Source organism: Streptomyces sp. NPDC046716 (assembly GCF_040645755.1).
Lineage (GTDB): Bacteria > Actinomycetota > Actinomycetes > Streptomycetales > Streptomycetaceae > Streptomyces.
The window spans coordinates 24,305-45,070 of record NZ_JBEYYU010000004.1 but is presented as its reverse complement, the minus strand read 5'-3'; the positions used below and the strand labels follow the sequence as shown (position 1 = coordinate 45,070).

At 72.5% G+C, this 20,766-nt stretch carries 19 protein-coding genes and 1 tRNA gene; 8 read left to right on the top strand and 12 right to left on the bottom strand.

Translation table 11 applies throughout. From position 1 onward, the window contains the following. Positions 1–207: 207 nt before the first annotated feature. Together ABZ930_RS04235 and ABZ930_RS04230 are read right to left on the bottom strand one after the other, a co-directional pair. Positions 208–486, bottom strand: coding sequence for an aldolase/citrate lyase family protein (locus tag ABZ930_RS04235; RefSeq protein ID WP_361541138.1), 279 nt, complete (start codon positions 484–486; stop codon positions 208–210). After that, positions 483–1,367: a hypothetical protein gene (locus ABZ930_RS04230; protein ID WP_361541135.1), complete on the bottom strand. Its 885-nt coding sequence runs from the start codon at positions 1,365–1,367 to the stop codon at positions 483–485. Before ABZ930_RS04230 ends, ABZ930_RS04235 begins: the two co-directional genes overlap by 4 nt. A 194-nt stretch (positions 1,368–1,561) precedes the next feature. On the opposite strand from ABZ930_RS04230, the gene ABZ930_RS04225 reads away from it, so the two are divergent. The 3 genes from ABZ930_RS04225 to ABZ930_RS04215 all read left to right on the top strand — a co-directional run bounded on the left by ABZ930_RS04225 (position 1,562) and on the right by ABZ930_RS04215 (position 4,540). Then, entirely contained in the window at positions 1,562–2,767 is a 1,206-nt protein-coding gene (locus ABZ930_RS04225; RefSeq protein WP_361541132.1) for a CaiB/BaiF CoA-transferase family protein, read from the top strand. 39 nt (positions 2,768–2,806) lie between these two features. After that, positions 2,807–3,973, top strand: coding sequence for an acyl-CoA dehydrogenase family protein (locus tag ABZ930_RS04220; RefSeq protein WP_361541129.1), 1,167 nt, complete (start codon positions 2,807–2,809; stop codon positions 3,971–3,973). A 189-nt stretch (positions 3,974–4,162) separates the two neighbouring features. Further along, positions 4,163–4,540, top strand: coding sequence for a signal peptidase I (locus ABZ930_RS04215; protein ID WP_361541126.1), 378 nt, complete (start codon positions 4,163–4,165; stop codon positions 4,538–4,540). Between the two features lie 4 nt (positions 4,541–4,544). Here the strand turns inward: ABZ930_RS04215 and ABZ930_RS04210 are convergent, their stop codons facing one another. Then, on the bottom strand, positions 4,545–5,381 hold the full coding sequence (locus tag ABZ930_RS04210; RefSeq protein WP_361541124.1) for an undecaprenyl-diphosphate phosphatase: 837 nt from the start codon (positions 5,379–5,381) through the stop codon (positions 4,545–4,547). A gap of 241 nt (positions 5,382–5,622) precedes the next feature. On the opposite strand from ABZ930_RS04210, the gene ABZ930_RS04205 reads away from it, so the two are divergent. Next, the gene (locus tag ABZ930_RS04205; RefSeq protein ID WP_361541121.1) at positions 5,623–6,489 is read left to right on the top strand and encodes an NmrA/HSCARG family protein; all 867 of its coding nucleotides are present in this window, start codon (positions 5,623–5,625) and stop codon (positions 6,487–6,489) included. Between the two features lie 28 nt (positions 6,490–6,517). Here ABZ930_RS04205 and ABZ930_RS04200 read toward each other — a convergent pair whose 3' ends face one another. After that, complete coding sequence (locus ABZ930_RS04200) at positions 6,518–7,108, bottom strand: XRE family transcriptional regulator (RefSeq protein ID WP_361541118.1); 591 nt, start codon at positions 7,106–7,108, stop codon at positions 6,518–6,520. A 140-nt stretch (positions 7,109–7,248) separates the two neighbouring features. Between ABZ930_RS04200 and ABZ930_RS04195 the strand changes: the two genes are divergently transcribed. Next, positions 7,249–8,241 (top strand): alpha/beta hydrolase, encoded by a 993-nt coding sequence (locus ABZ930_RS04195; RefSeq protein ID WP_361541679.1) that lies wholly within the window; start codon positions 7,249–7,251, stop codon positions 8,239–8,241. 15 nt (positions 8,242–8,256) lie between these two features. On the opposite strand, the gene ABZ930_RS04190 is transcribed toward ABZ930_RS04195, so the two are convergent. The 3 genes from ABZ930_RS04190 to ABZ930_RS04180 all read right to left on the bottom strand — a co-directional run bounded on the left by ABZ930_RS04190 (position 8,257) and on the right by ABZ930_RS04180 (position 10,006). Further along, positions 8,257–9,342: an adenylate/guanylate cyclase domain-containing protein gene (locus ABZ930_RS04190; protein WP_361541115.1), complete on the bottom strand. Its 1,086-nt coding sequence runs from the start codon at positions 9,340–9,342 to the stop codon at positions 8,257–8,259. Then, positions 9,339–9,788 (bottom strand): universal stress protein, encoded by a 450-nt coding sequence (locus tag ABZ930_RS04185; RefSeq protein ID WP_361541112.1) that lies wholly within the window; start codon positions 9,786–9,788, stop codon positions 9,339–9,341. Before ABZ930_RS04185 ends, ABZ930_RS04190 begins: the two co-directional genes overlap by 4 nt. Before the next feature lie 144 nt (positions 9,789–9,932). Next, a tRNA-Pro gene (locus ABZ930_RS04180) sits at positions 9,933–10,006 on the bottom strand. Positions 10,007–10,135: 129 nt separating this feature from the next. Between ABZ930_RS04180 and ABZ930_RS04175 the strand changes: the two genes are divergently transcribed. Continuing rightward, positions 10,136–10,624: a DUF309 domain-containing protein gene (locus ABZ930_RS04175; protein ID WP_361541109.1), complete on the top strand. Its 489-nt coding sequence runs from the start codon at positions 10,136–10,138 to the stop codon at positions 10,622–10,624. 67 nt (positions 10,625–10,691) lie between these two features. Further along, positions 10,692–12,767 (top strand): MDR family MFS transporter, encoded by a 2,076-nt coding sequence (locus ABZ930_RS04170; RefSeq protein ID WP_361541106.1) that lies wholly within the window; start codon positions 10,692–10,694, stop codon positions 12,765–12,767. 13 nt (positions 12,768–12,780) lie between these two features. On the opposite strand, the gene ABZ930_RS04165 is transcribed toward ABZ930_RS04170, so the two are convergent. After that, positions 12,781–13,554: a sulfite exporter TauE/SafE family protein gene (locus ABZ930_RS04165; RefSeq protein ID WP_361541103.1), complete on the bottom strand. Its 774-nt coding sequence runs from the start codon at positions 13,552–13,554 to the stop codon at positions 12,781–12,783. A 124-nt stretch (positions 13,555–13,678) separates the two neighbouring features. Between ABZ930_RS04165 and argG the strand changes: the two genes are divergently transcribed. After that, complete coding sequence (argG, locus tag ABZ930_RS04160; protein WP_361541100.1) at positions 13,679–15,106, top strand: argininosuccinate synthase; 1,428 nt, start codon at positions 13,679–13,681, stop codon at positions 15,104–15,106. 152 nt (positions 15,107–15,258) lie between these two features. Here argG and ABZ930_RS04155 read toward each other — a convergent pair whose 3' ends face one another. The 4 genes from ABZ930_RS04155 to ABZ930_RS04140 form a co-directional block, all read right to left on the bottom strand. Then, complete coding sequence (locus ABZ930_RS04155) at positions 15,259–16,773, bottom strand: long-chain fatty acid--CoA ligase (protein ID WP_361541097.1); 1,515 nt, start codon at positions 16,771–16,773, stop codon at positions 15,259–15,261. Between the two features lie 77 nt (positions 16,774–16,850). After that, positions 16,851–18,038, bottom strand: a complete 1,188-nt coding sequence (locus ABZ930_RS04150) for an acetyl-CoA C-acyltransferase (protein ID WP_361541094.1) — start codon at positions 18,036–18,038, stop codon at positions 16,851–16,853. Between the two features lie 300 nt (positions 18,039–18,338). Beyond that, positions 18,339–18,983, bottom strand: a complete 645-nt coding sequence (locus ABZ930_RS04145) for a response regulator transcription factor (RefSeq protein ID WP_361541091.1) — start codon at positions 18,981–18,983, stop codon at positions 18,339–18,341. Further along, complete coding sequence (locus ABZ930_RS04140) at positions 18,974–20,728, bottom strand: histidine kinase (protein ID WP_361541088.1); 1,755 nt, start codon at positions 20,726–20,728, stop codon at positions 18,974–18,976. Before ABZ930_RS04140 ends, ABZ930_RS04145 begins: the two co-directional genes overlap by 10 nt. Positions 20,729–20,766: the final 38 nt, after the last annotated feature.

Genomic DNA, 20,766 nt, shown 5'->3' with positions numbered 1-20,766 from the left:
GATCGCGCCCGCTGGATGTTTGCGCCCGGCTCTGCCTGCGTACGGGCGCCGGGGGCGCGTGAGTGGTGAAGGGCTTCGCCGAGGTCGTCCGGCGTCACGCCGGACGCGGGGCGAGCGCCTGTACCAGGGCTTCGTTGAGCGGGCCGCGCCCGGACGTCCGCACGGCGAGTTCCGAAAGGACCGCGGGATCCTCGGACTTGGGCACCCTCACGGGCCGCCGTGCTCTACAGCCGTCGCCAGGTCGCTCTCGGACCAGGCGGTGCCCGCAGCGTTGATCCGGACGACCGCCGCGTGTCCGTCCGCGAGCCAGGTCGTGGCGTGCGCGCGGGCGGCCGCCTCGTCCGCGGGGGCGACCGCGTCCCCCAGGTCGATGACGACCGGATCGGCGCCGGAGGCCGCCGCCTTGGCTAAGCGGTCGGGACGGTCGCCGGGGACGAAGCGCAGGCCGCGGGCGGCGGCGATCGAAGGCGCCGGATCCGGCCTCAAGCGAAGGTCACCTCGGCCGTCGCGTGCCGTTCCTCGCGTACGGTCGCGATGCTCAGGTGGGCGCCGTCCGCACGGCGCGTCCCCCGGGCCACGAGGTGTTCGCCGACGAACGCGGGGCTCCGCAGCCGGTACGAGAGCGACCGCACCCGTCGTTCGGGGGCGCCTCGGCGGACGAGTTCCAGCATCAGCAGCGCGAGGAGCGGCCCGTGCACGACGAGACCGGGGTAGCCCTCCTCCGCCCGGCAGTACGGGGCGTCGTAGTGGATGCGGTGCGCGTTGGCGGTGAGGGCGCTGAACCGGAAGAGCAGGCGCTCGTCGGGGCGCAGACGCAGGGTCCAGGGGGCGTCGGCCGGCGGCGCGGACGTCGTGTCGAGGTCCGTCGGGTGCTTCTCCCCCGCGCCGCGCCCGGAGCGGTAGACGATGTCCTGTTCCTCGACGAGGCAGGTCCGTCCGGCCTGCCGGAACTCCTGGCGCTCGGTGACGAAGAGCAGTTCGCCGGTGCGGCCCCGCTTGGGGGTGACCGCCTTCAGGCTGCTGACGCGTTCGGTGGGCTCGCCGAGCAGCAGCGGCGCGGTGACCTCGATGCGGCCGCCGGCGAACATGCGGCGCCGGCCGGGGACCGGCGGCAGGAACCGGGCCTCGCGCAGGTGCCCGTCGGGGCCCAGGTCGCTGTGCGGCGGCCAGTCGAGGAAGTGCAGCCACTGCCAGAGCGGCGGCAGCGGGTCCCCGGCCCGGGCGGCCGGTGCGGGCAGATCGAGGACGGCCGACAGGGCGGCGGCCGGACCGGCGGGCAGAGCGTCCTCGTCCCGGGCCGGGCCGGGATTCCAGGACTCGACGTAGGAGCTGAGGGGTTCGGGGGCGGGTGAGCTGGGGTGCGACACGGGAGGCTCCATTGCGCTCGTCGCGGTGACGGGTGTCGGGCGGCGGAGGACGCCCTCATCATGTGTGGTGACGGGCCGTCGCACGGGTCTGCCGGGTGAACTGGAGCTGCACCGGCTCCGCCGATTCGGCCGACGACGCACCCCGACCGGCCGCCGGGCCGGGCCGCCCGCCCCACCGACCTGGAGGCCCTCGCATGACCGAACCGACCGACCGCGCCGCCGCGCTGCCGCTCGCGGGCATCACCGTCGTCAGCATCGAGCAGGCCGTGGCGGCGCCGTTCGCCACCCGCCAACTGGCCGACCTGGGCGCCCGCGTGATCAAGATCGAGCGCCCGGACGGCGGCGACTTCGCCCGGCGCTACGACACGACGGTCAACGGCGAATCCAGCTACTTCGTGTGGCTCAACCGCTCGAAGGAGTCCCTGACACTGGACGTGAAGTCCGCCGAGGGGCGGGCGATCCTCGACGAACTCCTGTCCGGCGCGGACGTCTTCGTGCAGAACCTCGGGCCGGGCGCGGCCGACCGGCTCGGCCTCGACGCGCGGACGCTGGCCGGGCGCCACCCGTCGCTGATCGCCTGCACGGTCTCGGGCTGGGGCACCTCGGGCCCCTGGGCCGACCGCAAGGCGTACGACCTGCTGGTGCAGTGCCAGACCGGCCTCGTCTCGCTGACCGGCACACCGGACGGCACCGCCCGGGTCGGGGTGTCGGTCGCCGACATCGCCGCCGGCATGTACGCCTACACCGGCATCCTGACCGCGCTGCTCACCCGGGCCACCACGGGGGTGGCGCGGGCCGTGGAGGTGTCCCTGTTCGAGGCGCTCGCGGAGTGGATGAGCCAGCCCGCGTACTACACCCGTCACGGGGGAACGCAGCCGCCGCGCATCGGCACGCAGCACGCCACCATCGCCCCGTACGGCGCCTACACCGCGGCCGACGGCAAGCAGGTGCTCTTCTCCATCCAGAACGAGCGCGAATGGGCCGCGCTCTGCGAACACTTCCTGGAGCAGCCGGAGTTGACCTCCGATCCACGGTTCGCCACCGGTTCGGACCGGGTCGCCCACCGCGAGGAGCTGAACGCGATCGTCGCCGCGCGGTTCAGCCGCTCCGGCGGCGCCGACGTGGCGAAGGCCCTGGACGAGGCGGGCATCGCCAACACGGGGGTGAACGACGTCGCGGAGTTCGTCGCCCACCCGGTCCTCGCGGAGCGGGAGCGCTGGGTGGACGTCGCCACGCCCGGCGGCACCGTCCGGGCCCTGCGCCCGCCGGCGGACCTGGCCGGCCTCGACGCGCGTATGGGACCGGTGCCCGCGCTGGGCGCGCACACCGAGGACATCCTGACCGCCCAGGGCCGTACGCCCGCCGAGATCGCAAGCCTGAGGGCGGACGGCGTCGTCTGACCCCCACCCCGCGCACGCGCACCGAGCGAGGAGATTCCCGTGAGCACCCTGGACGCCCTGCCGTCCGACGAACGGTTCGTCGTGAAGACCGTGCACGACTTCGTGGACAAGGAGGTGAGGCCGGTCGCGCGGGAACTCGAACACGCCGACACCTACCCCGAGGCCCTCATCGAGCAGATGAAGGCGCTCGGCCTCTTCGGACTCGCCGTCCCCGAGGAGTACGGCGGCACCCCCGTCTCCATGCCCTGCTACGTCTTGGTCACCGAGGAGCTGGCGCGCGGCTGGATGAGCCTGGCCGGGGCGATGGGCGGCCACACGGTCGTCGCCAAGCTCCTGCTGATGTTCGGCACGGACGAGCAGAAGGACCGGTATCTGCCCCGGATGGCGACCGGTGAGGTCCGGGCCACGATGGCGCTGACCGAACCGGGCGGCGGCTCCGACCTCCAGGCGATGCGCACGGTCGCGCGCAAGGACGCCGACGGCTATCTCGTGAACGGGTCGAAGACCTGGATCACCAACTCCCGCCGCTCGCGGTTGATCGCGCTGCTGTGCAAGACGGACCCGGACGCGAGCCCCGCGCACCGGGGCATCTCGATCCTGCTGGTCGAGCACGGCCCGGGCCTGACGGTCTCCCGCGACCTGCCCAAGCTGGGCTACAAGGGCGTCGAGAGCTGCGAGCTGTCGTTCGAGGACCACCGGGTCCCGGCCGGCGCCGTCCTCGGCGGCGCGGAGGGCAGGGGCTTCGCACAGATGATGAAGGGCCTGGAGACCGGCCGGCTCCAGGTGGCGTCCCGCGCCCTGGGCGTCGGGCGGGCCGCGCTGGAGGACTCCCTCGCCTACGCGCAGGAGCGGGAGTCCTTCGGGAAGCCCATCTGGAAGCACCAGTCGGTCGGCAACTATCTGGCGGACATGGCCACGTCGCTGATGGCCGCCCGCCAGCTGACGCTGCACGCGGCCCGCGAGTACGACGCCGGGCGCCGCGTGGACATGGAGGCAGGGATGGCGAAGTTGTTCGCCTCCGAGACGGCGATGCAGATCGCGCTCAACGCCGTCCGCATCCACGGTGGTTACGGCTACTCCACCGAGTTCGACGTCGAGCGCTACTTCCGGGACGCCCCGCTGATGATCGTCGGCGAGGGCACGAACGAGATCCAGCGGAACGTGATCGCGCGCCAGTTGGTCGAGCGGGGCGGATTCGACGCCTGAGGAGCGGCGCCGGTGCCTCCGATGTCCACGGAGCGAGGCCGTCAGCCGCTGGGCGCAACCGGGCCGGGGAAGCGCCTGCGTCCGGCCCGGTGATCCACCAGGATCGACGGGAGAGCCGCCGCGCCGTGACCCCGTGCGGTGGCTCTGCTTCTTCGGTGCCGCCCTCGGGAGCTGCTAGCGTCCGGGCTCGTGAGCGACAGCGTGTACGTGGGAAACGCGGGCAAGGACGCGGCACTCGACCGGGGCTGGCTCCTCGGGCACTTCAAGGATGCCGGCGATCCGCGCCACAGCGAGGACGTGGAGATCAAATGGGGCGTCCACCCGCCCGGCGACGAGCGGCGGCAATGGGTGCGGGGCGAGGAGCGCACCGCTCTCCTCGTCCTCGTCAGCGGCCGTTTCCGCGTCGAACTCCCCGGTCGCAGCGTGCTGCTGGAGGAGCAGGGTGACTACGTCGTGTGGGGCCACGGAGTCGACCACTCGTGGATCGCGGAGGAGGAATCGGTGGTGCTGACCGTCCGATGGCCCTCGGTGCCCGGCTACGCGGTGCCGGACGAGGGCGCGCAGTGAGCGGTCAGGCGGGGAGCACGCCCGCGCCGAGCAGCGCGAACACCAGGGCTCCGACCGCGATCCGGTAGATGACGAACGCGTTGAACGAGTGCTTGGCCACGAACTTGAGCAGCCAGGCGATGGACGCGTAGGCGACGACGAAGGACACCAGGGTGCCGACGACCAGCGGCGCGGCGTCCACCCCGCCGCCCACCGCGTCCTTGAGCTCGTACAGGCCCGCGCCGGTCAGGGCCGGCAGGCCGAGGAAGAAGGAGAGCCGGGTGGCGGCGACCCGGTCCAGGTCGAGCATCAGCGCCGTCGACATGGTCGCCCCGGAGCGGGAGAAGCCGGGAAAGAGCAGGGCCAGGATCTGCGAGGAGCCGACCAGCATCGCGTCCTTGAAGGTGGTGTCGGCCTCGCCGCGCTGGTGGCGGCCCAGCCGGTCGGCGGCCCACATCACACCGCTGCCGACGATCAGCGAACCCGCCACGACCCACAGCGACGCGAGCGGCCCTTCGATGAGGGGCTTCGCGGCCAGGCCGACGACGACGATGGGAATCGTCGCGTAGATGACCCACCAGGTGAACTTGTAGTCGTGGCTGGTGCGCTGGGAGCTGTCGGCCAGTCCACGGCCCCAGGCGGTGACGAAGCGCAGGATGTCACGGAAGAAGTAGACGAGGACGGCGGCGATGGCGCCGACCTGGATGACCGCGGTGAAGGCGACGACGGCCTTGTCGTCGACCGGGATATCCATCAGCCCTTCGGCGATCTTCAGATGGCCGGTGGAGGACACGGGCAGGAACTCGGTCACCCCCTCGACCACACCGAGAACGACGGCCTGCCCGATTCCGATGGTGCTCAACTCAGTTTTCCTTAAAGGGAGATGTCCGGTGCGCCCGGCGGGACCGCACCGGTAGATACTCGCGCAGCGGCCAGGTCTTCAGGGTGGGAATCGGGGAAGAATCGACCGGGCGCGCGCCGGGGTGCGGCCCGCCCGGTCGGACGCGCCCCGCTGGCCGCCCGGGTGCGCGTGGCCGAGGGTGGGGCCGACGGACGCGGGCCGGGTGTCCGGACGCGATCGGCAGGGCCATGGGAGGACCGGTATGAGGATCGCCGTGCTGGGAGCCACCGGAGGCCAGGGCGGGGCCGTGCTGACCGCGCTGCGGGAGGCGGGCAGGCCGGTGCGTGCCGTGGTCCGCGACCCGGCGGCGCCCCGGGCGCAGGCGCTGGCCCCCGCCGGGGCCGAGCTGGTGGCCGCCGATCTCACCGACGCCGACGCGCTCGGCGCGGCCTTCGAGGGGGTCGCCGGGGCCTTCGCGGTCACCACGCCCTTCGAGGCCGGCCTGGCGGCGGAGGAGCAGCAGGGGGCCGCCATCGTGGAGGCCGCGGCCCGTGCGTCCCTGCCCCACCTGGTGATGGCCTCCGTGGCCGGCGCCGACCGGCACACCGGCATCCCGCACTTCGAGACGAAGGCCCGCATCGAGCAGGTGCTCGCCGCATCGGGCCTGCCCGCCACCGTGGTCGCCCCGACCTACTTCTACGACAACGCCCTGGGCGAGCTGCAGGAGGTCGCGGAGGGGCAGATGAAGATGGCGCTGCCGCCCGACACCCCGCTGCAGCAGGTGGCCCGTCGTGATCTCGGGCTCGTCGTCGCCGCGATCCTGGACGATCCCGCGCGCTGGCTCGGCGCGCGCGTCGAGGTGGCCGGGGACGATCCGACCCCCGCCCCGATGGCCCGGGCCATCGGCCGTGCGGCCGGCGGACCGGTCGTCTACGAGCAGGTCCCGCTGGAAGAGGTGCTGCGCTCCAGCCCCGGCATGGGCGCGATGTACGACTACCTCACGCGCGTCGGCTACCAGGTGGACCTTCCGGCGCTGCACGCCGCGTTCCCCCGCGTGCCGTGGACCTCCTTCGCGGTCTGGGCGGCCGCACAGTCCTGGCCCACGCCGCGTCCGGACGCCCTCCGCTGACGCGCCCGGCACGGGTGTGGCCGTGCGCTCACCCGGCCGGGGTGCGCAGCCGTGGCCGCTCGCCCTGCGGGCCGAACATGACGAGGTACTCGACGGGCCCGCCGGGACCGGCGTTCGCCACCCCGTGCGGGGTGCGGGTGTCGAACTCGGCGACGTCCCCGGCGGTCAGGACGAGGGTCCGGTCGCCGAGCGCGAGCCACAGCCGTCCGTAGAGGACGCACAGCCACTCGTGGCCCTCGTGGGAGACCTGCCGGGGCCGCGCGGGCGGCTCGTCGACGGCGGGCAGGACGTGCTTGTGGGCGTGCAGACCGCCCACGTACCGGGTGAGCGGCAGCACCGCCTTGTCGTCGCCGAGGGTCAGCGGCCTCGGGGCCCGCGGGCCGGACGCGGTCCCGGGCGGTTCGACCAGTTCGTCCAGGGAGACGACGTACTCCTTCGCCAGGCGCAGCACCGTCTCCAGGGTGGGCGTACGCCGGCCGGTCTCGATCCGCGACAGCGTGCTCGGCGCGATGCCGGTCGCCCGGCCGACCGCGGTGAGCGTGGCGCCGTGCCGCTCGCGCGCGGCCCGCAGCCGGGGCCCGATCGCCGCGAGCGTGCCGTGCACCTCGTCGACCGCCACTGTGCGCGCTCCTTCCGGCCGTGCCGCTCCCCCGCCCTGTCCTGCGAGTTTGCCAGATTGTCAACGTGGATCGCCTAGGGCGGGTGCCGCGCCGCATGATCGGTGAGTCGTCGCACCGCCGCCGCACCGAGGAGAAGCCCATGCAGCCCGAGCCGTCCGCCGCGCTCCGCCACCGCACCGTCGACGCCCCGGCGGGGCGCCTGCACCTGGTCGAGCAGGGCAGTGGCCCCCTGGTCCTGCTCGTGCACGGCTTCCCGGAGTCCTGGTACTCGTGGCGCCGCCAGCTCCCGGCCCTCGCCGCGGCCGGTTACCGGGCGGTGGCGGTCGACGTGCGCGGCTACGGCCGTTCCTCCGGGCCCGCGGACGTCGACGCCTACCGGATGGTCGACCTGGTGGCGGACAACGTCGCCGTCGTACGGGCCCTGGGCGAGGAGCACGCGGTGATCGTCGGGCACGACTGGGGCTCCACCATCGCCGCGACCTCGGCCCTGCTCCACCCCGAGGTCTTCCGCGCGGTCGGCCTGCTGAGCGTGCCCTACGCTCCGCCGGGCGGCCCCCGCCCCACCGACGTCTTCGGCCGGATCGGCGGCCCGGAGCAGGAGTTCTACGTCTCCTACTTCCAGGAGCCGGGGCGCGCCGAGTCGGAGATCGAGCCCGATGTCCGGGGCTGGCTCGCCGGCTTCTACGCGGCGCTGTCCGCCGACACCATGCCCTCTCCGGGCGAGCCCGACCCGCACTTCGTGACGCGAGGCGATGGCGGCCGGCTGCGCGACCGGTTCCCCGCGGCGACGCTGCCGGCCTGGCTGACCGAGGACGATCTCGACGTCTACGCCGGGGAGTTCGAGCGCACCGGGCTGACCGGCGCGCTCAACCGCTATCGCTGCATGGACCGCGACTGGGAGGACCTCGCCCCCTACCGCGGGGCCCCGATCGAGCAGCCGTCCCTGTTCGTCGGCGGCGCCCTGGACGCCTCCACGACCTGGATGTCCGACGCCATCGACGCCTACCCCACCACGCTGCCCGGCCTGTCCGCCTCCCATCTCCTCGAGAACTGCGGCCACTGGATCCAGCAGGAACGCCCCACCGAGGTCAACCGCCTGCTGACCGACTGGCTCGCCACCCTGCGGGCCTGAACCGGCTGAACGCGGTCAGCGGCCCCGGCCGCCCGGAGCACCGGCCGCGCGGAGCAGGACCGGGCGGAGGCGGCTGTAGCCGCGTACCGACACCGGGCGCAGGACCTTCAGTTCGTACCCGGCCCGGCCGGACAGTTCCCCGGCCAGCGCGGTGTTCACGAGCACCGTGTCGGGGCGGGCCACCGCGGTCAGCCGGGCCGCGATGTTGACCGCGGCTCCGTAGACGTCGCCGAACCTGCCGAGGACGGGGCCGTGGGCCAGGCCGGTGCGTACGTGCGGGAGGCGCTGCTCCCCCTCCGCCCGGGCGGTGAGCTCCAGGGCGATGTCCGCCGCCGTGGACGCCGACTCGCACACGAAGAGGACCTCGTCGCCGATGGTCTTCACCACCCGGCCCCGCCCCTCGGCGACCACGTCCCCGGTCAGGCTCTCGAACCGGTCGAGGACCTTGACGAGTTCGGTGCTGTCGAGACCGCGTGTCATCCGCGTGTAGCCGACCATGTCGGTGAACCCGACGGCCAGGTCCTGTACGTGCAGCCCCTCGCCCGGCGGCACCGTATCGTCGTCCGAGGATGCGGCTCCCGGGGCCTCCTTGCGTGCCGCGTCCGCCTGCGCGGTCGCGATCACCTGGCCGGTGCAGGCCGCGAAGTGCCGCCTCCAGACGTGCCGTTGGAGGAGTTCCATCTCGGACAGCAGAACCGTGGCCTTGCTCGCCAGTTCCTCGTTCGTCAGGGGCGTGTCCCGGCCCCGGTTCAGCCAGGCCCACAGCGTGTGGACCTGCCATTCGGCGAGCCGGGAGAGGTGGTGGCCGAGAGCGCGGGCCATCATCGCCTCGCTGTCCTCGGTGATGATCCCCGCCGCGATCAGCCGCTCCCCGGCGCGCAGCGCGTCGACGTCGCCGTCGGTGAACACCCGTACGTCGTCCTCGGCCAGCGGGAAGCCGAGCGCCCGCCAGATCTGCGCGGTGCGCTCCGGCCCCACCCCGGTCCGCTCCACGACGTCGTGCCGCGTCCAGTGGCGGCCGCCGCCGAGCAGCACCTCCTCGATGGTCCGCCGCAGCGCCTCGGCGCCGCTCGGCGGGACCGGTTCCCCGGGGGTGCTCATGTGGTGTGCACGATCAGCACGTCCAGGCCGGCCTTGCGGGCGATGTCCGCGGGTACGGAGCCGAGAAGGCGCCCGGCGAGGGAGCGCAGGCCCCGGTTGCCGACCACCAGGAGGTCGGCTGCGTTCTCCTGGGCGACGTGCACGAGGACGGCGACGGGCTCTCCCTCCACGGCGAGGGACCGCACGTCGGCGGCACCGCTCGCTCGGGCCCGCTCCCGGGCCGTCCGCAGGGTCTCCTCGGCGGGCGCCGAGCCGACCACCTGATACCCCTCGGCCCCCAACTGATCCTGCGCCCTCGCGAGTTCGCTGCCCTGCATGGGCAAGTAGGCGCAGACGACGAGAAGTTCCGCGTCACAGACGGCAGCCAGCCTGGCCGCCCCTTCGACCGCGGCGTAGGACGACTCCGAGCCGTCCGTTCCGACCATGACCGTGCGGTAGGCCCCCACAGCAAGCTCCTTACTCATAAGTAAACTTACTTTGGAGTAAAATAGAGCGCTGATCCACGGAGGGGCAAGGGCCCGGCCCCAAAAACGCCTCAGGGCCGGTGACGGATTTCTCCGTAACCGGCCCTGAACTGCGACTGTCTCCAGTCGGGACGACAGGATTTGAACCTGCGACCCCTTGACCCCCAGTCAAGTGCGCTACCAAGCTGCGCCACGTCCCGATGTCGATCGCCTTCCGACCCGCTGTTTCCGGGCCTTTCCGGCGGCGACAGGAAGAACATTACCCCAAGCTCAGGGGTGGTTTGAAACCGGTTGCGCGGGCTCCGCGCGAGGTGGGCGAGAATCGGACGATGAGCACCGATCGCAGCGCAGGCCGGGACCGCGACGACGAGGGCCGCGCCCGCAACGCCCGGCCCCGCGACGGCCTGGGGCGCCCGCTCCCCTACGGCTCCGCTGGTGTCGCCCGGCAGCCGGAGGGTGTCGTGCGCACGGCCGAGGAGACCGTCGCCGAGGCGCAGGCGCTGCTCGACGCGGGGCAGCCCTTCCACGCGCACGAGGTCTTCGAGGACGCGTGGAAGTCGGCGCCCGAGGAGCAGCGTGAGCTGTGGCGCGGGCTGGCCCAGGCGGCCGTGGGGCTGACGCACGCGGCGCGCGGCAACGTGACGGGCGGGGCCCGGCTGCTGCGCAGGGGCGCGGACGCGGTGGACGCCTGGCCGGGGGACGCGCCGGCCGGTCTCGATGTGTCGGCGGTGCTGGCCTGGGCGCGGTCCCTGGCCGACCGGGTGGAGCGGGAGGGCCGGCCCGTGGACGCGGCTTCCTGCGCGCCCCGGCTGACCTAGCGACGCGCGTCACCGGTCCGGCCCCCACCCGCATGCGGCCCCCCTCCCCCGATGTGACCCTGCGAAGGTGACCACCACCACGGCTGAAGCCGCCGCCCCGGCCCCACCGGTACTGGACAAGCGCCGCCGGAACGTCATCTTCGTGACGATCATGCTCGGCATGCTGCTCGCGGCCCTGGACCAGACGATCGTGGGTACGGCCCTGCCGACGATCGTCTCGGATCTGGGCGGCGCGGCGCACATGTCGTGGGTGGTCACGTCGTACCTCCTCGCGGAGACGGTCGCCACGGTCCTGGTCGGCAAGTTCGGCGACCTGTTCGGCCGCAAGGTGGTCTTCCAGGTCTCGGCGATCGTCTTCATCACGGGCTCGTTCCTGTGCGGCCTCGCCACGAACATGACGTTGCTCATCGTCTGGCGGGCGATGCAGGGCATCGGCGCCGGCGGCCTGATGGTCACGGCGATGGCGCTGATCGCGGACGTCATCCCGCTGCGCGAGCGCGGCAAGTACCAGGGTGCGATCGGTGCCGTGTTCGGTGTGTCGACGGTCATCGGCCCGCTGCTCGGCGGTCTGTTCACGGACCATCTGACCTGGCGCTGGGCCTTCTACGTCAACGTGCCGATCGCGATCGTGGTGGTCGTCGCGGCGGCCCGCACCATCCCGGTGGTGAAGTCGGTGGCGCGGCCGGTCATCGACTATCTCGGCATCGCGCTCGTCGCGGTCGGGGCGAGCGCCCTGATCCTGGCGACGAGTTGGGGCGGCAACGAGTACGCGTGGGGCTCCGGCGTCATCATCGGCCTGTTCGCGGGCGGCCTCGTGGCGCTCGGCCTGTTCTGCTGGGCGGAGACCCGGGCGGCGGAACCGATGCTGCCGATGCGGCTGTTCGCGAATCCGGTCTTCACGGTCTGCTCGATCCTCAGCTTCATCGTGGGCTTCGCGATGCTGGGCGCGCTGACGTTCCTGCCGACCTATCTGCAGTACGTGGACGGGGACTCGGCCACGATCTCGGGCGTGCGCACACTGCCGATGGTGATCGGTCTGCTGATCGCGTCGGTGTTCTCCGGCAACGTCGTCAGCAAGACCGGCAAGTACCGGATCTTCCCGATCGTCGGCTCGCTCGTCATGGGCGTCGGCCTGTACCTCCTGTCCCTGATGGGGACGTCGTCCTCGGCCTGGCTGGAATCGCTGTACATGTTCGTGCTCGGCCTCGGGATCGGGCTGTCCATGCAGGTGCTCACCATCGCCGTGCAGAACACCGTCGAGTACGCGGATCTGGGCACGGCCACGTCCGGGGTGACCTTCTTCCGTACGCTCGGCAGCGCCTTCGGCACCGCGGTGTTCGGCACGATCTACGCCAACACCCTGAAGCCGAATCTGACCGACGGCGTCGAGCAGGCCGCGCGGGCCGGCACCGGCGTCGATCCGGCGGCGCTCACCAAGGCCGCGCAGAGCCCGGAGGGGCTGCACGCGCTGCCGGCCGGAGCGCGCGAGCCCATCGTGCAGGCGTACGCGGACTCGCTGCACACCGTGTTCCTGTGGACGGTGCCGGTGGCGGTCGTCGGGTTCGTCGTGGCGCTCTTCCTCAAGCAGGTGCAGCTGCGCGACACGGCGCGGATGGGCTCGACGGACATGGGCGAGGGCTTCGCGCAGCCCTCGACCGGTGATCCGGCGCACCTGCTGGAGCGGGCGGTGGGCAACATCGTGAAGTCCTCGAACCTGGAGACCGCGCGCCGGATCCTCGACGCCTCCGACAGCCGTCTGGACATCGCGGGCTCGTGGGCCGTGATGCAGGTGGAGTTCTATACGCGGATGGTCGGACACGCCTCCCTCGGCATGATCGCGGCACGGCGCAGGGTGCCGCCGGAGGTGCTGGTGCCGGTGTTCCAGCGGATGGTCGACGAGGGATATCTGACGCGTACGGGGTCGTACTTCTCGCACACCGCCGCGGGGCAGCGGGAGGCGGACGTGCTCAACCGGGCGTGGGGCGAGTGGCTGAGCAAGCAGGTGGAGGCCGACCTCGGCCGGCCGCCGGGCGAGGACCTGCGCGCCGCGGTCGACTCGATCGCCAAGCGGCTGCTGGCCGAGGACCTCGCGCAGGGGCTGCCGCAGCAGTCCTCGGCCGACCGCCCCGTGGCGGCTTCCTGAGTCGCCTCCCGGCTCAGCGCAGCAGCAACTGCAGACCGCCGAGCACCGTCGCCGCGATCACCAGCTGTTCGAAGAGCCGCTGGTTGATGCGGTTCACGGCCGCCTTGCCGATGAGTGCACCCGGCACGACGAAGGCGACGAGGGCCGCGTCCAGCAGCAGGGAGCGGCCGTCGATGAGACCGAGGCCCACGCTGAACGGCACCTTCGCGGTGTTCACGATGAGGAAGAACCACGCGGAGGTGCCGAGGAAGCCCAGCTTCTTGAATCCGGCGGACAGCAGGTACATCGACATCACCGGGCCGCCCGCGTTGGCGACCATCGTGGTGAAGCCGCCGAGCACCCCGTACGAGCCCGCCTTGACGCGGGCCGCGCGCGTCGGGTTCTCCTCCGCCTTGGGCGCCTCGGCGCGCCTGCGCCGCCAGACGGTGACGGCGGCCATCACCAGCAGGATGAGGCCGATGGAGCCGCGGACCAGACCGTCCCCCGCGAACGCGAGGAAGACGGTGCCGACCACCACGCCGCCGGCCACGGCCGGGAAGAGCCGCCACAGGGTCGGCCAGTGGGCGTGCCGGCGGTAGGTCAGCACCGCGAGGATGTCGCCGCAGATGAGGATCGGCAGCAGCACGCCGGTGGAGGCACGGGCGGGCAGGATCGCGGCGAAGATCGCGAGGCTGACGGTGTTGGCCCCGCTGACGGCGGTCTTGGAGAAGCCCACCAGGAGGGCCGCGGCGGCCAGGGCCGCGAATCCCCAGGGGGTGACGCCGAATATCTCGTGCATGTGCTCCATCTCCGCGTGTCCGGGGTTCCCGCCTGCCGCGCACCCCGGGACACTTTCGCACTACACGTGTTCGGCGCAGAAGGAGACCCGACGGGGCTTTGCATAACCATGAGCGGTGATGCATACTCTTCCTATGTCCAAGGTCCTCACTTCCCTTCCCGCCGGCGAGCGCGTCGGCATCGCCTTCTCGGGCGGCCTCGACACGTCCGTCGCGGTCGCGTGGATGCGCGACAAGGGCGCCGTCCCGTGCACCTACACCGCGAACATCGGCCAGTACGACGAGCCCGACATCGACTCGGTGCCCGGTCGCGCCCAGGCCTACGGCGCCGAGATCGCCCGCCTGGTCGACTGCCGCGAGGCGCTGGTCGAGGAGGGCCTGGCCGCGCTGACCTGCGGCGCGTTCCACATCCGCTCGGGCGGTCGCGCGTACTTCAACACGACGCCGCTGGGCCGCGCGGTCACCGGCACGCTCCTGGTGCGGGCGATGCTCGAGGACAACGTGCAGATCTGGGGCGACGGATCGACGTACAAGGGCAACGACATCGAGCGGTTCTACCGCTACGGCCTGCTGGCCAACCCGAACCTGCGGATCTACAAGCCGTGGCTCGACGCGGGCTTCGTGGCCGAGCTGGGCGGCCGCCAGGAGATGTCGGAGTGGCTGGTCGAGCACGGGCTGCCCTACCGGGACTCCGCCGAGAAGGCGTACTCCACCGACGCCAACATCTGGGGTGCCACGCACGAGGCGAAGATCCTCGAGCACCTGGACACGGGTGTGGAGACGGTCGAGCCGATCATGGGCGTGAAGTTCTGGGACCCGTCGGTGGAGATCCCCACCGAGGACGTCACCGTCGGCTTCAAGGAGGGGCGCCCGGTCACGATCAACGGCAAGGAGTTCGCCTCCGCCGTCGACCTGGTGATGGAGGCCAACGCCATCGGCGGCCGGCACGGCATGGGCATGTCCGACCAGATCGAGAACCGGATCATCGAGGCCAAGAGCCGCGGCATCTACGAGGCGCCGGGCATGGCGCTGCTGCACGCCGCGTACGAGCGCCTGGTGAACGCGATCCACAACGAGGACACCCTCGCCCAGTACCACTCCGAGGGCCGGCGTCTGGGCCGTCTGATGTACGAGGGCCGCTGGCTGGACCCGCAGGCCCTGATGATCCGCGAGTCGCTGCAGCGCTGGGTCGGCGCCGCGGTCACCGGTGAGGTCACGCTGCGGCTGCGGCGCGGCGAGGACTACTCGATCCTCGACACGACGGGCCCGGCGTTCAGCTACCACCCGGACAAGCTCTCCATGGAGCGGACCGAGGACTCGGCGTTCGGCCCTGTCGACCGGATCGGCCAGCTCACCATGCGCAACCTGGACATCGCCGACTCGCGCGCGAAGCTGGAGCAGTACGCGGGTCTCGGCCTGCTCGGTTCCGGTGACTCGGCGCTCGGCGCCGGGCTCATCGGCGCCCTGCCGGAGGGCGGGGCGCAGGCCATCGCCTCCCGCGGTGAGGTGTCCGGGGAGGACGAGGCTCTGGACCGGGCCGCGATGGAGTTCGGCACCGACTGACTCCGTCGGTTGTGCGGGGAGGACCGGGTCGGCGCTGGGAGGCGCCGGGCCGGTCCTCTTTTGTGCCTACGGGGTGGATTCAGCGGGTGCGTTGGCGGGTGCGGGTCGCGTGTGGCTGGTCGCGCAGTTCCCCGCGCCCCTGACGGGGCGCTCTACTTGCCGTACACAGACCTCAGTTCTCGCTTCAGGATCTTCATGCTGGGGCCCAGGGGGAGCTCGGTCGTGAACTCGATGCGGCGGGGGTACTTGTGCTTGCCCAGGTGCTGCTTGGACCAGTCGGTGAGCTCCGCGGCATCGAGCGTCGTCTCCGGCTTCGGGACGATCACGGCGCAGATCTCCTCGCCGTGGACGGCGTCGGGCAGGCCGATCACGGCGGCGTGGCCGATGCCGGGGTGGCGCATCAGGACCTCCTCGACCTCGCGCGGGTACACGTTGTAGCCGCCGCGGATGATGATGTCCTTCTTGCGGTCGACGATGCGCAGATAGCCGTCGGCGTCCTTGGTGCCGAGGTCGCCGGTGCGGAACCAGCCGTCGACGAGGGCCTCCGCGGTGGCCTCGGGGCGGCCCAGGTAGCCGGTGAAGACGCAGTGGCCGCGGACGACGACCTCGCCGAGTTCGCCGGTGGCCAGCAGTTCCACCCGGTCCTCCACCTCCGCGCGGGCGATCTCCACGTCGACGCCCCACAGGGGGTGGCCGATCGTGCCGGGGCGGGCGCCGAAGACGGGCTGGTTGGCGGCGGCCGCGGGAGACGTCTCCGACAGGCCGTAGCCCTCGAAGATCGTGGCGCCGAACGCCTTCTCGAAGCCTTCGAGGACGGCCACCGGGAGCGAGGCTCCGCCCGAGACGCAGATCTTGAGGTCGGGGAGCTTCTCCGCGGCGGGTGCCGCCGCCAGCAGGTTCACGTACATCGTGGGAACGCCGTGGAACGTGTTCACGTTCTCGGTCACCATCAGGTCGACGGCGCGCGCCGCGTCGAAGCGCGGCAGCAGGACGAGGGTGGCGCCCGCCCGCCAGGTCGCGTTCATCGACACGGTCTGCCCGAAGGCGTGGAACAGCGGCAGCGCGCCGAGCGCGATGTCGTCGGGGGCGACGTCGTGGGCGTCGAAGGCGGAGACCGTGGCGTTCATGACGAGGTTGAAGTGGCTCAGCTCGGCGCCCTTGGGGACGCCGGTGGTGCCGCTCGTGTAGAAGATGACGGCGGGGTCGTCGGCCTCGCGGGTGACGTACGTACCCAACGGCTCGGCGGCCGCGGTCAGTTGCTCCAGGTCGCCGCTCGCGCCCAGCGTCAGCATCCGCACGCCGGTCGCCTCCGCGGCCGCCGCGCCGACCGTCGCCTGCGCGGGGTGGCACAGGAGCAGTGTCGCGCCGCTGTCCTTGAGGACGTGCTCGACCTCTCCGGCGGACAGCAGCAGATGGACGGGGACGACGACCGCGCCGGCCGCGAGCGCCGCGTAGTAGGCGCGCGGGAACTCGGCGGTGTTGGGCGCCATCAGGGCGACCCGGTCCCCCGGGCGGACGCCGAGGCCGGTGAGGGCCGCTGCCTGCTTGCGGGCCTGGAGCCACAACTCCTCGAAGGTGAGGCGGAGTCCGCCCTCGACGAGACCGACCTTGGCGGGGCGGCGGCGGGCGTTCTCGGCGAGGATCGCGGCGAGGGAGAGGGTTGCCATGACGGGTGGTGCTCCGTTTCGTACTGAACTCTGGTGCTTCGGTGAACCAGGTCGGTGGGCCCTTGAGGGTGCGGGCGTCAGGCGCGTTCGACGAGGACGGCGCTGCCCTGGCCGACGCCGACGCACATGGTGGCGAGGCCGCGGGTGGCGCCGGTGCGGCGCAGCCGGTGCAGCAGTGTGGTGAGGATGCGGGCGCCGGAGCAGCCGAGCGGATGGCCGAGGGCGATGGCACCGCCGGTCGGGTTGACCAGGTCGGGGTCGATGCCGAGGCCGTCGACGCAGGCGAGGGCCTGGGCGGCGAACGCCTCGTTGAACTCCGCCTCCTCGATGTCCGCGAGGGACCAGCCGACGCGCTTCAGCGCCTTCTGCGTGGCGGGCACCGGGCCGACGCCCATGACGTCGGGGTGGACGCCCGCCGAGGCGCCGGCGACATAGCGGCCGAGCGAGACGAGCCCGAACTCCTCCAGGGCCTCCTCACTGACCAGGAGCAGGCCCGCGGCTCCGTCGTTCATCGGCGACGCGTTGCCCGCCGTCACCGAACCGCCCTTGCGGAACACGGGCTTGAGGCCGCCGAGCTTCTCCAGCGACGTGTCGGGGCGGATGCACTCGTCGGCGTCGACGACCACGCCGTCGGGGCGCGTGACGGGCAGGATCTCGGCGTCGAACAGGCCGTCCTTGCGGGCGGCGGCCGCCTTTTGGTGGCTGCGCAGCGCGAACGCGTCCTGGCGCTCGCGCGAGATGCCGTGCCGGTCGGCGACCTCTTCCGCGGTCTCCCCCATCGTGAGGACCCCGTGCAGCTCCTTCATCCGCGGGTTGGTCAGACGCCAGCCGAGCCGGGTGTCGTACGTCTGCATCGCGTGCGGCAGCGCCTCGTCGGGTCGGGGCAGCACGAACGGCGCGCGGCTCATCGACTCGGAGCCGCCCGCGAGCACCACGTCGGCCTCGCCCGCCGCGATGGTGCGGGCGGCGGTGGTGACGGCCTCCATGCCCGAGGCGCACAGGCGGTTCACCGTCGCGCCCGGCACCGTCTCGGGCAGGCCCGCGAGCAGGGCGGCCATCCGCGCGACGTTCCGGTTGTCCTCGCCCGCCTGGTTCGCCGCGCCCCAGTAGACGTCGTCGATGCGGGCCGGGTCGAGCGCGGGCGCGTCCGCGATGAGCGCCCTGACGACCGTCGCCGCGAGGTCGTCGGGCCGTACGGAGGACAGTGCGCCGCGGAGCTTCCCGATCGGGGTGCGGCGGGCGGCGGCGAAGTGTACGAGGCGCACAGTCAACTCCAGTGAACAGCCGGAACGCGGTTAATTAGCACTGCTAGTTTTGGACTATAGACCCGCGCCGAGTCCACTGGGAAGAGGTCCTGGGTGACCAAACAGGGGCATGCCGTGATCAAAGAGGTAAGTGGGGTTCCACATCTCAGGGCTGACCCTGATGTCCCCCGCCGCGCGGTTGCCTACATTGGAGGTCCGGCACCGCTCCGCGGACGACGTACGGGGGAGCACGGGGGACACGGGGGAACGGGCGTCGTCTCCGGAGCGGGCAGCCGGGATCTCTTGAGCGACGCCGCGGCGTCAGCCGCGCAGGTAGGTGAGCACCGCCATGACCCGGCGGTGCTCCAGCAGGTCGGGTTCGAGGCGCAGTTTGCCGAAGATGTTGCGGACGTGCGTCTCGACCGTCTTGCCGCCGATGACCAGCTTCTGCGCGATGGCCTCGTTCGAGCGGCCCTCGGCCATGAGGGCCAGCACGTCGCGCTCGCGTCCGGTGAGGTCGTCGAGCGGCCCCGGCAGCCGGGGCGCCTCCATCAGCCGGGCCACGACCAGCGGGTCCAGGACGGTCTCCCCCGCCGCGACCCGCTTGAGGGCGCCGCTCAGCTCGTCGATGTCGGCGACCCGTTCCTTCAGCAGATAGCCGAAGCCCTCGGGGTTCCGGGCCAGCGCCTGCACGGTCGAGGTGGTCTCCACGTACTGGGAGAGCAGGAGCACGCCGGTGCCGGGGTGCGTGGCGCGGATCGCGGCCGCGGCGAGCAGGCCCTCATCGGTGTGGGTGGGCGGCATCCGGATGTCGAGGAGCACGGCGTCGGGGGTGTGCTCGGCGACGAGCGCGAGCAGCGGTGCGGTGTCGCCGCAGGCCGCGGCCACCTCGATCCCCTCGTCGGTGAGGAGCCGTACGATGCCCTGCCGCAGGAGAGCCGAGTCCTCGGCCACGATCACCCGCACGGCAGCTCCGCCCTGATTCTGGTCCCGCCGCCGGCGGGGCTTTCGATGTGCAGGACGCCGTCGACGGCCGCGAGCCGGTCGGCGAGGCCGCGCAGGCCGGTGCCGTGCGCGGTGTCGACGCCTCCGACGCCGTCGTCGACGGTCTCGACGACGAGCCGGTCGCCCTCCTGCCGGGCCGAGACGCTGACGGCGCGGGCACCCGCGTGCTTGGCCGCGTTCGACAGGGCTTCGCAGACGGTGAAGTAGGCGGTGGTCTCGACGACGGGGTCGTAACGGCGTGGTTCGGCGGCGACGACGACGGGCAGCGCGGCCTCCTTCGCGAGGGCGTTCAGGGCCGGGGCCAGACCTTCGCGGGTGAGGACGGCGGGGTGGATGCCCTGGGCGATGCCGCGCAGTTCCTCGATGGCCAGGCGCAGGCTCGTCTCGGCCTCGTCGGCGGCGGCGCGCAGTGCCTGGTCGGGGTGGTCGGCCAGGCCGCGCCGTACCCGCCGCACCGACATGAGGGCGAAGACCAGGCGGGCCTGTGCCCCGTCGTGCAGGTCGCGCTCCAGGCGGCCGCGCTCGGCGTCGGCGGCCTGCACGATCCGGCTGGCGACGTCCTTGGCGCGGGTGCGCAGCCAGACGTTCTCCAGGGCGAGGCGGAGCGCCGCGGCGACGGATTCGAGCAGTTCCGGGTCGTCCGCGAGGGCCGGGTCGTGGTGGAGCAGGGCGAGCGGGCGTCCGTCGGCGGCGCGCACCGGGGTGCGTCCGGGGCCGTCGGCGCCGACCTCGCGGCCGGCCCCGTCGACGTAGGCCCTCTTCTCCTCGCGCCACAGGCCGAGGCGGAGCGTCGCGTCGCCGAGGACGCGGACGAGGGCGTCGCGCACCCGCGCCGGATCGGGGTCGGTGCCCACGTCGATGACCAGGCCGCTGACCTCGGCGCGCTGGAGGTGCATGCGGAGCAGACCGGCGAGGAACGCGAAGGGGACGGCGACCTGCGCGAGGTCCGACATCAGGTAGACGGCCTGCTCGGCGAGGGAGCCGACCTCGCCGAACCACGGCACGACGTAGAACAGCATGTCCCACATCAGGAAGACGACGGCGACGCCGATGCCCACCCATGCGGGCAGCAGCGCGCGGCGGCGGGCCGCCGACGCGTGCCGCCAGCGCTGCACGATCGCGACGGCCGCGACGGCGGAGAGGACCCAGCCCGCCGCGTGGTAGGCGGCGTCGAAGGCGTCGAAGGCGCCGTTCCAGGCGGGGACGGCGATGAGGTTCGGGCCGCAGTCGGCGCAGTCGAGGTAGGTCGCGCCGGTGTTGCGCGCGGGGTCGAACAGGAGGGTGCGGATCAGACCGCCGACGGCGACGAGCGCGTACGCGCTCTGGACGAGGCGGCGGGTGAGGACGGTGGTGAGGCGGCCTTCGGGGAAGGACAGCACGAGGTGCAGCAGCACCGCCATGTTCAGCGCCTCCCACCAGGCGCCGAAGCTGAACAGGACCGGTACGGCGGTGCCTTGCAGATTGCCGAAGAACCACGTGATGCCCTCGGCCGTCATCAGCGGGCCGGTGTGGTTGGCGGGCCTGCGCCGCCAGGCGACGAGGCCCGCGATCACGTAGGCGCCGCCGACCGCGAGGTCGCGCACGAGGTCCGACGCGGACGCGCCGCTGCGGCCGTACGCCCATGTTCCGGCGGCCGCCGATACGGCGGCGAGGGCCGCGGCCCCGGTCAGGCGCAGCCGCAGTCTGCGCTCACCCTGACTGTCCACGCGCCACACCGTAAGGCATAGGGGCCACGGAGCGTAAA

Excerpts from the sequence above, each read along its gene's own strand:
- ABZ930_RS04225 (WP_361541132.1), top strand. The coding sequence starts at position 1,562 with ATGACCGAACCGACCGACCGCGCCGCCGCGCTGCCGCTCGCGGGCATC.
- ABZ930_RS04205 (WP_361541121.1), top strand. The coding sequence starts at position 5,623 with ATGAGGATCGCCGTGCTGGGAGCCACCGGAGGCCAGGGCGGGGCCGTG.
- ABZ930_RS04195 (WP_361541679.1), top strand. The coding sequence starts at position 7,249 with ATGCAGCCCGAGCCGTCCGCCGCGCTCCGCCACCGCACCGTCGACGCC.
- ABZ930_RS04190 (WP_361541115.1), bottom strand. The coding sequence starts at position 9,342 with ATGAGCACCCCCGGGGAACCGGTCCCGCCGAGCGGCGCCGAGGCGCTG.
- ABZ930_RS04175 (WP_361541109.1), top strand. The coding sequence starts at position 10,136 with ATGAGCACCGATCGCAGCGCAGGCCGGGACCGCGACGACGAGGGCCGC.
- ABZ930_RS04165 (WP_361541103.1), bottom strand. The coding sequence starts at position 13,554 with ATGGAGCACATGCACGAGATATTCGGCGTCACCCCCTGGGGATTCGCG.
- argG (WP_361541100.1), top strand. The coding sequence starts at position 13,679 with ATGTCCAAGGTCCTCACTTCCCTTCCCGCCGGCGAGCGCGTCGGCATC.
- ABZ930_RS04155 (WP_361541097.1), bottom strand. The coding sequence starts at position 16,773 with ATGGCAACCCTCTCCCTCGCCGCGATCCTCGCCGAGAACGCCCGCCGC.